This is a genomic window from Methanoculleus sp. DTU007 (assembly GCF_001512385.1).
Lineage (GTDB): Archaea > Halobacteriota > Methanomicrobia > Methanomicrobiales > Methanoculleaceae > Methanoculleus > Methanoculleus thermophilus.
This window is the reverse complement of record NZ_LFRO01000104.1, coordinates 561-13052: the sequence shown is the minus strand read 5'-3', so window position 1 is coordinate 13052 and position 12492 is coordinate 561. Positions and strand designations below refer to the sequence as shown.

At 57.4% G+C, this 12492-nt stretch carries 12 protein-coding genes; 11 read left to right on the top strand and 1 reads right to left on the bottom strand.

What is annotated here, in order from left to right; translation table 11 throughout:
- Nucleotides 1-93 precede the first annotated feature (93 nt).
- Nucleotides 94-1326, top strand: coding sequence for a glycosyltransferase (locus tag ACI94_RS10745; RefSeq protein WP_066954042.1), 1233 nt, complete (start codon nucleotides 94-96; stop codon nucleotides 1324-1326).
- A gap of 344 nt (nucleotides 1327-1670) precedes the next feature.
- Complete coding sequence (locus tag ACI94_RS10740) at nucleotides 1671-2417, top strand: coenzyme F420-0:L-glutamate ligase (protein ID WP_066954039.1); 747 nt, start codon at nucleotides 1671-1673, stop codon at nucleotides 2415-2417.
- Here the strand turns inward: ACI94_RS10740 and ACI94_RS10735 are convergent.
- Nucleotides 2414-2572 carry a preprotein translocase subunit Sec61beta gene (locus tag ACI94_RS10735; RefSeq protein ID WP_066954036.1) on the bottom strand — a complete coding sequence of 53 codons (159 nt, stop codon included), beginning with the start codon at nucleotides 2570-2572 and terminating at the stop codon, nucleotides 2414-2416. The genes ACI94_RS10740 and ACI94_RS10735 overlap by 4 nt on opposite strands.
- A 43-nt stretch (nucleotides 2573-2615) precedes the next feature.
- Here ACI94_RS10735 and ACI94_RS10730 point away from each other — a divergent pair, with 43 nt between their 5' ends.
- The 9 genes from ACI94_RS10730 to ACI94_RS10690 form a co-directional block, all read left to right on the top strand.
- Nucleotides 2616-3662 carry an amidohydrolase family protein gene (locus ACI94_RS10730; RefSeq protein WP_066954033.1) on the top strand — a complete coding sequence of 349 codons (1047 nt, stop codon included), beginning with the start codon at nucleotides 2616-2618 and terminating at the stop codon, nucleotides 3660-3662.
- A gap of 37 nt (nucleotides 3663-3699) precedes the next feature.
- On the top strand, nucleotides 3700-4128 hold the full coding sequence (locus ACI94_RS10725; protein ID WP_066954029.1) for a universal stress protein: 429 nt from the start codon (nucleotides 3700-3702) through the stop codon (nucleotides 4126-4128).
- Nucleotides 4129-4142: 14 nt separating this feature from the next.
- Nucleotides 4143-5003 carry a CBS domain-containing protein gene (locus ACI94_RS10720; protein WP_273259013.1) on the top strand — a complete coding sequence of 287 codons (861 nt, stop codon included), beginning with the start codon at nucleotides 4143-4145 and terminating at the stop codon, nucleotides 5001-5003.
- A 145-nt stretch (nucleotides 5004-5148) separates the two neighbouring features.
- On the top strand, nucleotides 5149-5793 hold the full coding sequence (gene psmB, locus ACI94_RS10715; RefSeq protein ID WP_066954023.1) for an archaeal proteasome endopeptidase complex subunit beta: 645 nt from the start codon (nucleotides 5149-5151) through the stop codon (nucleotides 5791-5793).
- A 20-nt stretch (nucleotides 5794-5813) separates the two neighbouring features.
- Complete coding sequence (locus ACI94_RS10710) at nucleotides 5814-7706, top strand: beta-CASP ribonuclease aCPSF1 (protein ID WP_273259014.1); 1893 nt, start codon at nucleotides 5814-5816, stop codon at nucleotides 7704-7706.
- A gap of 2 nt (nucleotides 7707-7708) precedes the next feature.
- Nucleotides 7709-8776, top strand: a complete 1068-nt coding sequence (locus ACI94_RS10705; RefSeq protein WP_066954018.1) for an MFS transporter — start codon at nucleotides 7709-7711, stop codon at nucleotides 8774-8776.
- A 40-nt stretch (nucleotides 8777-8816) separates the two neighbouring features.
- Nucleotides 8817-10247, top strand: a complete 1431-nt coding sequence (locus ACI94_RS10700; RefSeq protein ID WP_066954015.1) for an aldehyde dehydrogenase — start codon at nucleotides 8817-8819, stop codon at nucleotides 10245-10247.
- A gap of 203 nt (nucleotides 10248-10450) precedes the next feature.
- Nucleotides 10451-11164, top strand: coding sequence for a fasciclin domain-containing protein (locus tag ACI94_RS10695; protein ID WP_224732756.1), 714 nt, complete (start codon nucleotides 10451-10453; stop codon nucleotides 11162-11164).
- Nucleotides 11165-11716: 552 nt separating this feature from the next.
- Nucleotides 11717-12492, top strand: a 776-nt coding sequence (locus ACI94_RS10690; protein WP_286681407.1) for a hypothetical protein, incomplete at its 3' end; no start/stop codon positions are given.

Below are 12492 nucleotides of genomic sequence, written 5' to 3'. Positions count from 1 at the left end.
CAGGGGGGCCCGGGCACCTGGTGCCGGGGGCGAAAGGAGAGGAATTTGCCGCTATGCATAAGAGTGATCGCGAGGAGGGGGAGGGCGATCAGGATGAACGCGATCCACACAATCGACGACTATGAGCCGTTTATCGGGAAAGAGGCCGTGCGCCGTATCAAGGCGAAGGCACGACCGCTCCACGACCTTCATGTCATGCACATGAACTCCACGTACTACGGCGGCGGGGTCTCGCAGATCCTTGCATCCCTGACGCTTCTGATGAACAGTCTCGGCATAGAGACCGGGTGGCGCGTCGTTCACGGCCCCCCGGACTTCTTCAGCGTGACAAAGAAGTTTCATAACGCCCTCCAGGGGGCCGAGATCAACCTGACCGACCGCAAGAAGGAGATTTACGAGCGTGTCGTCTACGAGAACGCGGTGCGCAACCACCTCGACCACGACGTGGTCTTCGTCCACGACCCCCAGCCTCTCCCGTTGATCACCCACTACCGGAAGAAGAGCCCCTGGGTATGGCGCTGCCACCTTGACCTGACTGCGCCGAACCGGGAGGTCTGGAACTACCTCGTCCCGTTCATAGAGAAGTACGACGCCATCGTCCTCTCCTGCGGAGAGTACCGCCTGGATCTCAAGAGACCGCAGGTCTTCTTCACGCCCGGGATCGACCCCTTCTCCATCGTGAACCGGGAACTCTCGGAGAGCGCCATTGACGAGCGCCTCGAACATTACGGTATCCCGACAGATCTCCCTCTGGTTGTGCAGATCTCACGGTTCGATCACTGGAAGGACCCTGTGGGGGTTATCAAGGCGTTTGAGATGGCGCGAAAAGAGGAGGAGTGCACCCTGGTTCTTGTCGGGAACGTTGCGACCGACGATCCGGAGGGGGCCGAGGTCTACCGATCGCTTCTCGCCCACCGTAGCGAGCGGGTCATCGTGATGAGCGTCCAGGACGGAGCACTTGTGAACGCACTCCAGCGGCGGGCGGCGGTCGTCCTGCAAAAGTCCCTCCGGGAGGGGTTCGGGCTGACAGTATCGGAGGCGATGTGGAAGGGTGCAGCGGTGATCGGGGGGAACGTCGGCGGCATCCGCTACCAGATTCGCGATGGAGAGACCGGGTTTCTGGTCTCCTCGGTCGATGAGGCGGCAAAGAGGATCGTTCAGCTGCTCCGCGACCCTGATCTCCGCAAGCAACTTGGGCACGCAGCGCGCGAGAGGGTGCGGGAGAACTTCCTCATCACCCGGACCGTCGAGCAGTACCTCGACCTGATTGCCTCGTTCGAACCGGAGTTCCGGCTGAAGCAGGACGTGGGGCTGCCCTGCGGGTGATCGTGGTCGCACCGCAGGTGTCTCTCCTTTTCGCGAACCTCTGCTCCAGACGGCCGGTTGCTCTTCCAGTATCGAGCACCAGCGGTGCGCGTTCCCGCGGGTCACGGCCACCAGGCTTTCCCCTTGTCTCGTCCATTTGTGCCTGTTGCACCGCGAAGGCCCCTGATCGTTTCCGAATCGTCAGTGCTCGCGCCTTCGGGGATCATGCCCCGAACGCTCTCCTCCTCTCGAGGATGCGTTGCGCCCCTTCCCGGGGCGAATAATCCCAAAATCCCGCGTCATCCTCCGCAAGAGAACCCGAGCCTTTTTCTGGAAGTGAAGACGATCACTGATCCATGAATTCCATGGATATCCAGGTAATCGGAGTTTTGGGCCTCCCCCTGATACAGCAGGGCGACGACCTGCCTGCCCTGATCTGTGAACGGGTCGCGTTTCAGGATGGGGATATCCTCGCCGTCGCCTCATCGGTCTACTCAAAGTCAAAAGGTTTCACCCGGGACCTCGCCACGATCACCCCCGGTGCGGACGCGGTGCGGATCGCGGAAAAGACCAAGGAAGATCCCCGCTTTGTCCAGGCGGTGCTGGACTCGTCCGCCGATATCCTGCTTGAGTACCCGTTCATCCTATCGGAGTTACCTTCCGGCCATATCGGCGTGCGGGCGGGTGTCGACCACAGCAACGTTGAAGACGGCCGGATCATCATTCTCCCGCCCGATCCCATGGGGGCGGCTGCCGAGATCAGGGACTCTATCCGCCGCATCACCGGCAAAAATGTCCGGGTGCTCATCACCGACACCTGCGGTCGGTCGTTTAGGCGCGGCCAGACCGGCATTGCTATCGGGTGGGCAGGGATGACTGCGATCAACGATTACCGGGGCGACACCGATCTCTTCGGCCATGTCCTTGAGATCACCGAGGAAGCAGTGGTCGATGAGATAGCAGCCTTCGCAAACTTCGTCATGGGCGAGAGCCACCAGGGAGTCCCTGCGGTGGTCTTTAGAAACTGCCGGACCTGGACCGGACACGATACCGTCTACTTCACGCCCGAGCAGGATATCATCAGGGCGGCACTGAAGAGCAAAAAGGATTAGAAGAGGGCATTGAGAACAAAGACTGCCACTCCGGTCACGATGGTCACAGCGATCACCGCTTTCGGGCTGATATGGATGGCCCGGTGGTCTTCGCTGTCATAGTAGTTGACCAGGCCGGCAGAGGATACCAGTCTCCCGCCAGATTTTTTCGCCATACTGAAATATTCTCCCTCGCAATATATAAAACAAAGGTCCAAGATGCAGGAAACCAGATCATACGTCGTCACCGGTCGGGCACTCCTTGGTGAAGAACTCAGGGAAGAAGATGTGAGTATCACCGTCTCGGACGGTATCATAACCTCGATAGAACCCCTTTCCCGGAGACCGGATCGCTGGATCGTGCCCGCCCTCTTCAACGCTCATACCCACCTCGGCGACACCGTGGCGATGGATCTCCCCGCTCATGGGAGCCTCGCAGACCTCGTCAAACCCCCAAACGGCTTAAAACACAGGATCCTTGCAGCAACCCCACGGGATGACCTCGTTCGGGCAATGCGTTCGAGCATGATAACGATGATCGCAGCCGGAACGGCCGGATTTGCTGACTTTCGAGAGGGAGGGATCGAAGGAGTCGCGGCGCTGCGGGAGGCCGCCGCAGGGCTCTGTTGCCGCCCCGTCATCCTCGGCCGCGAAGGAGGGGAACTGGTGAGCGACGGTGCGGGCATCAGCAGCGTCCACGATATCAAGAATGCCGAAGAGGTCGTCAGGAATGCACGAGCCGCAGGGAAACTCGTCGCCTTTCATGCCGGGGAGAAGAACCAGAACGACATCGATGATGCACTCGCGTTTGAACCCGACCTCCTTGTCCATTGCACCCATGCTACAGACGCACAACTCCGGCAAATCGTCGATATGGGAATTCCCATCGCCGTCTGCCCGCGATCAAACTGGCTGCTCGGCGTCGCAGCATCGTCGGCCCACCCGCCGATCAAGCGTATCCTCGAACTCGGCGGCAGGTTCCTCCTCGGGACGGATAATGTCATGTTCGTCCAGCCGGACCTCTTTTCGGAGATGGCATTCACAGCGACAATCTACCGCGCGCCCCCAGAAGAGATCCTTCGCGCCGCCGTTGCAGGGGCTCAACTCGCCGGAAACAGCGGATATATCGAGGAAAGGCAAAAAGCATCATTTATCGTCATCGATCCGGCAAAGGGGAACCTCTCCTTCAGCAAAGACATCAGGGCAACAGTTGTAAAACGGTTGAATCCATCATTCATTTGCCAAAACGTTTTAACCATGCAGTAGAAAAACACTTAAGAAGTATCTGTTCTGCGTGGTGTGTATGTTCCGTAAGGTACTTGTTGCAATAGATGGTTCCGAACCAGCCAACCGGGCTTTGCAGGAAGCTCTCGATGATGCGGTTGGTCGGGACACCGATGTTCATGCCGTCTACGTTGTCGAATCCGGGCTCTTTTCATCCCTTCCCATGGACAACACACTCGAGATTATCTATAGTGTTTTGCAGAAGGAAGGCGAGGATATCCTCAAATCCGCTCGAAAGAAGGCCGATGAAGTGGGTGTTTCGCTTACCACTCATCTTCGGCAGGGGCATGCTGGGTCACAGATTATCTCTCTCGCCGAAGAACTCGGTGCCGACCGCATCTTCCTCGGTTCCTACGGTAAGAGCGGCGTCGATCGCCTCCTGCTTGGCAGCGTGACCGAGTACGTTGTGCGCAACAGTCCCATAACGACAACGGTGGTGAGATCATAACCTCTTCGCAGCAGATGCTTGTTCGGGACTTCATGGTCACCGACGTCGTCTGTGTCGAGATTCCCGGAAACCGGGACGATGTCCTGCGGATCTTAAAGCGCACGGGCATAAGCGGTGTGCCGGTCTTAAAAGACGGTGAACTCGTCGGCATCATCACCCGAAAAGATCTCCTCCGGAAAACAGATGAGACCCAGCTTGGGCTCCTGATGACACCTGACCCGATCGTCATCGGGCCTGATGCATCAATCTCTGAGGCGGCCAGTCTGATGGTGCATCACAACATAAGAAGGCTCCCGGTCGTGGAAGATGGGTCAATGGTCGGGCTCATCAGCGTGGCCGACCTCATCGGTGCTATTGCTCAGATGCGCCTGAACATACCGATCAAGGACAACTACGTCAGCAAGACCTATGCCCTCTGGGAAGAGACCCCCCTCTCGCTTGTCGGACGAATCCTTGAGATCTCCGGTTATGACGCCATTCCCATCCTGATGGAAGACGGCACGCTGACCGGTATCATATCGGAACGGGACCTCATCAGACATACTCGTATCGAGGACGGCGTCGAGGTCAGCGATTTCTCGAACGGTACGGATGACGATGAGTGGACCTGGGAGAGTATCCGGGATGTGCACACCATCAGTTACGGTATCTCAAGGATCCAGTTGCTCCCAATCCCGGTGAAGAATGCAATGGTCAAGAACGTTCTTGCCGTCCCCTTAAACTCCGAGGTCAGTGAGTGCGCATTAAAGATGAAGCGCGCCCGAGTCGACCAGCTCCCGGTAGTCAATGGAAACAAGCGGCTTATCGCCATGCTCTTCGATCGGGAGTTGATCAAAGTCCTGCTGCCCGAGCAACAGGGGTTACGAAAGAATTAAGGGGCAACATTCATATAACATATAGATGCTTATCATATCGTGCCAAAAATTCGGCACGACGATAAATTTATGTTTTATGGTATCGTTATACGCATAACCGCTTTTGAGCGTGATAAAGCGTTTTAATGGTTTTAGGGGTGCTTCAATGCTTGATATTTCCCAGGAGATTATGAAGGGCACAACCACGGTAGGACTGATCTTTGATAACGGAGTCGTCCTTGCCACTGAGATGCGTGCGACGATGGGGAACATGATCGCGAGCAAGCGTGCCAAGAAGATATACCAGATCACGCCGAGGATCGGTATGACCACTGCCGGCGGCGTCGGCGACGCGCAACAACTCGTCCGAATCATGCAGGTCGAGTGCAACCTCTTTGAGATGCGCCGTGGAAAGACCATGTCGGTCGGTGCAGCATCTACCCTGCTCTCGAACTACTTGAACCAGAATCGCTACTATCCCTACTATGTCCAGCTCTTGGTAGGCGGATTCGATAATGAGGGACCGAGCATCTACTCCGTTGATGCCATGGGCGGGGCAACCAAGGAAGAGGAGATCGTCGCCACCGGTTCCGGGTCTCCCTTTGCCTACGGCGTGCTCGAAGATCAGTACCATGCCGATATGAAAGAGGATGAGGCGCGAGACCTCGCCCTTCGCGCTGTCCGATCAGCGATGCGCCGTGACTCCGCGTCGGGGGAGGATATTATGCTCGTCGTGATCACGAAGGACAAATACGAAGAACATATAGAAAGCGGGGTGCAGAGACCCTCGGTAGCCCGCTCGACAACCTGACATTTTTTAGGACGATTTTAATGGTGATTGAAGAGAAACTTCAGGAACTTAAGGAGCAGATCAACAAGATCGTTCCCAGCGGGATCACAGTCTCAGATGTTGAGTTTGAAGGCCCTGAACTTGTAATCTACACCGACGACCCGAAACTGTTTGCCGACCAGGCAGATCTTATAAAAATATTGGCGCGAGACCTGCGCAAGCGCATCGTCGTGCGCCCGAATATTCTCGAAGACCCTGAACGGGCGGCCCAGGAGATCCGGGCTGTTGTTCCAGAAAGCGCCGGGATCACAGATCTCTTCTTCGACCCGGAGACGGGCGAAGTCCTGATCGAGGCAGAAAAGCCCGGGGTAGTCATCGGCAAGAACGGCATAACCCTCCGGGAGATCACAAAGCAGATCGGCTGGACGCCGAAGGTAGTCCGAACGCCGCCAATCGAGAGCGCGACGGTGAAGCAGATCCGCACCTATCTGCGGTCGGTGAAGGACGAGCGCAAGGCATTCCTGCGGGCGATCGGCCGCCGCATCCACCGGGAGGTCACAAGCAAAGACCAGTGGCTGCGGGTTACCACGCTCGGGTGCTGCCGTGAGGTCGGCCGTGCTGCGTTCCTTATATCAACGCCGGAGAGCAAGATCCTGGTGGACTGCGGCGAGAAGCCAGGGAGCACCGCGAACGGGACGCCGTACCTTTACGTGCCCGAGATCTACCCCCTCGACACGCTCGATGCGGTCGTCCTTACTCACGCACATCTCGACCACTGTGCTCTCGTCCCCCTCCTCTTTAAGTATGGCTACGAGGGGCCGGTGTACTCCACCCCTCCGACGAGGGACCTCTCGGCGATGCTCCAGCTCGACTACCTCGATGTTATCCGGAAAGAGACGGATAAGATCCCCTACACCTCAAACGAGGTAAAAACCTACATAAAGCACTCCATCACTCTCAATTACGGCAGTGTGACGGACATCGCTCCCGATGTCAAGCTCACCTTCCACAACGCGGGGCATATCCTCGGGTCGGCAATCGCGCACTTCCACATCGGCGATGGGCTCTACAACATTGCATTCACCGGGGATTTCAACTACCAGAAGACGAGGCTCTTCTCTCCCGCGGTATCGTCCTTCCCCCGGCTTGAAGCCCTCTTCATGGAGAGCACCTACGGCGGAGCGAACGATATCCAGCCGCAGAGGAAGGAGGCGGAAGAGAAACTCTACGAGATGATCTCGACGACGATCACGCGCGGCGGGAAGGTGATCATCCCCGCGTTCGCCGTCGGCCGGTCGCAGGAGGTCATGCTTGCCCTCGAAGAGGGGATCCGGCGAGAGAAGATACCGGCAGTGAAGATCTACCTCGACGGTATGATCAAGGAAGCGACGGCGATCCACACGACCTATCCGGAGTATCTGAATAGCGACCTTCGAAACCAGATCTTCCGCGAGGGTATGAACCCCTTCCTCTCCGAGGCCTTCGTCCAGGTCGATTCGCCGGATCTCCGCGAGAAGGTGATCTCAGGCGACCCCTGCGTCATCATCACGACGAGCGGTATGCTCAACGGTGGTCCGGTGATGGAGTATCTCAAGGCTCTCGGTCCCGACGAGCGCAACTCGCTCATCTTCGTCGGCTATCAGGCAGAGGGGACGCTCGGGCGGCGGATCCAGAAAGGTTGGCGCGAGATCCCGCTCGGATGGCGTGAGACGATCGTGATCAATCTTGAGATCGCGACGGTCGACGGATTCTCAGGCCATTCTGACCGCAAGCAGTTGATGAACTACGTTGCTCACCTCCAGCCCCGGCCGGAGAAGATCTTCACCATCCATGGTGATGAGAATAAGACAATCGACCTTGCAAGTTCCATATATAAGCGGCACCGCATCGAGACGCACTCTCCCATGAATCTCGAGACCTACCGCATGATCTAGGTATGCTGCGGAGCCTCCCCATCCTTCTCGGGATATTCGTGGTGATGGCGTTATCAAACGCCGTCGTTCCCGTGCTCCCGGATTTCGCGGATGGGGCGGCAGCCCAGAGTGCGGTCTACGCCGCATACTTTCTGGGCACATTCATCTCGGTGTTGCCGGCGGGGATAGCGAGCGACCGGATCGGCCGTGTCCCGCTCATCCGTGCCGGCCTTCTCCTGACCCTCGCAAGCGGGGTCCTCATCCTGCTCTTCCCCTCTGGCCTTCCCCTCCTCATCTTCCGGGGAATCGAGGGGATCGGGGCCGGCCTCTTCTTCTCAGCGGCACTCGCGTGGGCGAATTCGCACCCGTCATCCGGGCGGATCAGCGGGTACGTCGTCGCGGCCCAGAACCTCGGCCTGGTCATGGGGCTCCTCGCGACAGGCTGGCTCGATTCGACGCTCGATAACCACCTCGCGGGGATAGCCCTCTTTACGATACTTTCCATCCCCGCGCTTGCGACGAGCGTCGCAATCAGGGAGAGCAAACTCGAAACGTTCGCAAGAGCGGATCTTGCCGGGATCGTCAGAAACTACTTCTGGCTCTTTGCGGCAACAGTCGTCCTGGTGGGGATGACCGGGGCAGTGGCAGCCATCTACCCGGAGTATAGCGGAAACGATTCGTCGCTTCTTGCCCTGCAGCTTGCAACGATCAACGTTGCGACCGTCGTTGCCGTGCTCATCGCGCCCCGTATCACCTTCCGTCCCGCTCCGACCATCCGGATCTCCTCGCTCCTTATGGCCGGGGCGGTCGGGGCAAGTTACGTAACCCCCTATGCCTTTCCAATCATCGGCGCCCTTACAGGGGTGATCATTGTCGCAATCCTTGCGTTCCTCGCAGAGACGAAGATCCAGCAGGGTGTGATGACCGGGCTCTTCAACACCTCCGCATACGCAGGGTTTACAGTCCTTCCCGCCCTTGCCGGGCTGGTCGCAGGAGAGATCGGATTCTTGCCCGCATTTCTCCTTCTTGCGGGGATGTCGGCGATGATGGCCATCCCTATCGGCAGGTGCCGGTGTGAGTTCCGTGGGTGACCCAGAGCACATATTACCACCCCGGTCATAACGATCATCCATGAAGATGCTGATCAACGGTGAGTGGTGTGACGCAGCCTCCGGAAAGGTCTTTGAGGTGCGTAATCCAGCTACGGGGGATCTGATCGAGGAGGTGCCGTTCGGTAACGAGGACGACGTCAGGGCTGCTGTAGAGGCCGCCGGGGAGGCATTCGCGGACTGGTCGACGAAAGATCCACGGGTTCGCTCAAAAATCCTCCTCTTTGCTGCAACGGAGGTTCGCCGCCGGAACACCGAACTTGGGACGCTTCTCACCACCGAACAGGGAAAGCCCATCCGCGAAGCGGTTGATGAGATCAACGGATTTGCAAATATTCTTGAATACTACCACGCCCTCTCTGCGAGGGAACAGGGAGAGTACTTAAAGATCCGGGGCTACGGCCACGCTGCAGTCCAGAGACGTCCGCTCGGCATCTGTGGTGCCATTATTCCCTGGAATATGCCGGCGATCATCATGGGCTGGAAGATCGGGGCGGCTCTGACGGCAGGGAACACCATGGTCCTGAAGCCTGCCCGCACTGCCCCGCTGACCTGTATACGGCTCGCAGAGATCCTCGAAGAGGCAGGGCTTCCTCCCGGCGTCTTGAACATCGTCACCGGCCCGGGAGAGACCGTCGGCCGCGAGATTGCGAGGAACCCGGGCATTCGGAAGGTCTCATTCACCGGCGAAGTCGGGACAGGAAGGCAGGTCGCCATGGACGCCGCACCGACAATGAAGCACCTCACACTGGAACTCGGAGGAAGCGATCCCATGATCGTTGCGGATGATGCCGATATCGGGATGGCGGTTGAGGGGGTCATCCGGGGTCGATTCTACAACTGCGGTCAGGTCTGCACGGCAGTCAAAAGACTCTATCTCTTTGATTCTATCGCGGATGAATTCATCCGACACTTAAAATCGAGGGTCGAGGAGATCGTCGTCGGGAACGGATTGGATCGCGGCGTCAGCATGGGACCGCTGAACAACCGGGCAGGTTTCATGCGGGTCGTCACCCAGGTCGATACCGCCCGGGAACAGGACGAGGGAACGATCATCACGGGAGGGCGGACTCCTGAGGGTGAAGCATACAAACGAGGGTTCTTCTTCCTGCCGACGCTTGTAACCGATGTCCCCTATGACTCAATCCTCTTCTCGGAGGAGGTCTTTGGCCCGGTGCTCCCGATAGCGACCGTCTCGGGCCTCGATGAGGCGATTGATCTCGCAAACAATAGCCGTTACGGCCTCGGGGCCTCAGTATGGACCCGGAGCGCGGATGTGATCGCCCGGGCGACGGAAAGCCTCGAGGCGGGAATTGTCTGGGTCAACCAGCATCTTCGGATTCCGCCGGAGGTGCCGTTTGGAGGGATGAAATCAAGCGGCATAGGCAGAGAGAACGGCAGCCGGGCGCTCGAGGAGTACACAGAGGAGAAGACTGTCCTGATACGCCTCTAAGCCTCTTATATCCCAACGGATGCAATGATTCCTGGAATACGAGTCGATATTGGCCGCTCATCTCCCTAGCAGCTGGAGTGAGAAGATTGCCCCGGTCACCGGATCTATCACCAAGACCCGGTCACAACCATAAATAAGATTTATATAATTGAATACGTATCCATCCCCCCTCCCAAGGGGGGATGGATAGAATGAGACAATGGATGACTCTGTGCATCTGCATCCTCGTCTTTCTGGCAATGCCGCTTGGTGTGACGGCGGCAGTGGTGGGGGACGAGAATGCAACGATGACACCCGTGGGCCAGACCGGGCAACCGGTCAATCTGACAGAAAATGTGACGATTGTCGAGTACATCAATCAAGACCGGAATTTGACAACGCTGGCCGAAGCAATCGATACGGCCGGGCTCTCTGACACCCTGAATACGACGGGACCGTACACGGTCTTTGCTCCAAGCAATGAAGCGTTCATTGCGCTCGGCAATGATACCGTCACCCAGCTCATGAACGAACCCGGGAACCTGACTATACTGCTCCAGTACCACGTTATTGAGGGCGAGTACACCGCAGCGAACCTCACCAACATGAGCCAGAACCAGACAGGAGGCCAGTCTGACGGCGGCGTCATCGAGATCATCAGCGGACTCCTCGGTGGTGAAGAGGCCGGGAACATGACGACGCTCAACACGCTTTCCGGTGAGACCTTAAACGTCACCACCAGCGACGGCGAAGTCATGGTTGAGAATGCAACCATCACCATCATGGACATCAACACAACCAATGGTGTGATTCATATCATCGACCGGGTCCTGGTGCCTCCGGCCCTGAACCTGACAGCAGCCGAAAATCAGACCATGACGCCGATCCCGACAGAGACGATGACTGAGAGTCAGCCTCTGGTGGGAGTCGTGCAATGACGTAAACGGCCAGGAGGGATGGCAGCAAGTATCGGTTCCGGGTACTGAAGAGGCGGATTATTCTCTTAACTACTCTTTTTTTGGGGATATTATTGCACAGACTGCAAGTTGCTCCACTATGGCACCCGGAACCGTCAACTGCGCCGGGGTAAGAGGCAAGCCGGGTCATCGAGGATTGCAAGCGGAACCCCATGCCTCAAAAGAACATGCCGTCCGCTTTTACGACGGCTGGGGACCAGCCGTTGATGTGTCTGTTCATGATGAATGAGGATGTAGAAATGCCTCTGATCAAACCTTTATTTGACCTAATATCCACTAAAAAATTTTTATGACAATATTTTTATATTACAACGATTATCCCCTTGGCCGCAAGGGGGGATATGCATGAGAAGACCTGTAGAGTTCAGTTTGTGCATCGTTCTTCTCCTATCAATCGCTGCCGCAAGCACGGCAGTGCTGATCGGGGAGGGGCCTGTTGAACTGAACCCGGATGAGATTGTAAGCATTACACCGGTTAACAGTACCGAGACGTATGAGGTGCCTCAGATTAGCGTGCTTGGAGCCCTTGACGTAGCCTCAAACCTTGGTGCATTCGAGTATCAGGTTGTTGAAGATCTGCCTCCACAAGAGGGAAACCTCAGCATCCTGTCGATTATGAACATCTCTAACGAGATTGTGAACGGCACTCCGCATAACTGGACATACTGGATAAATGACGAACGGGGTACAACCGGACCTGCAGTGACGAACGTGACCGACGGCGACAGCATCATCTACTCTTACGGACCTCTTAACCACACCATAGAGAACGCCTCGTATACGCTGATAGTCAATGCGACTGTACTCGGGGCAGCCGTCAATGTGACTCCGACACCGACAGTGAACGTGACCCCGACACCAACGGTCAACGTAACACCGACACCGACGGGGATTCCACCGCCAGCAGAGAACGTGACACCGGCGATCAACATCTCCGACCAGTCGATTGAAAACGCTACGGTGGTCGTTGACACTGCCACGATTCATCGACCCGGATGGGCGGACATTCACGCAGACGAGAACGGAACCCCGGGGCCGGTCATCGGTTTCAGCCCGATCAGTCCGGGTGTGAACGAGAACGTGACCATTGCAATTGATGTCGAGGAGGCAACGCCGGTCCTCTACGCCATGCTCCACCTTGACCAGGGAGTACTTGGCGTCCACGAGTTCCCGGGCCCTGACGTGCCGGTCCTCCTGAACGGGAGCCCTGTCCAGCAGGCATTCAACGTGACCGGGGGACTGCCGTCAGTGAACGTCACCCCGACACCAACGGTCAATGTGACTCCGAC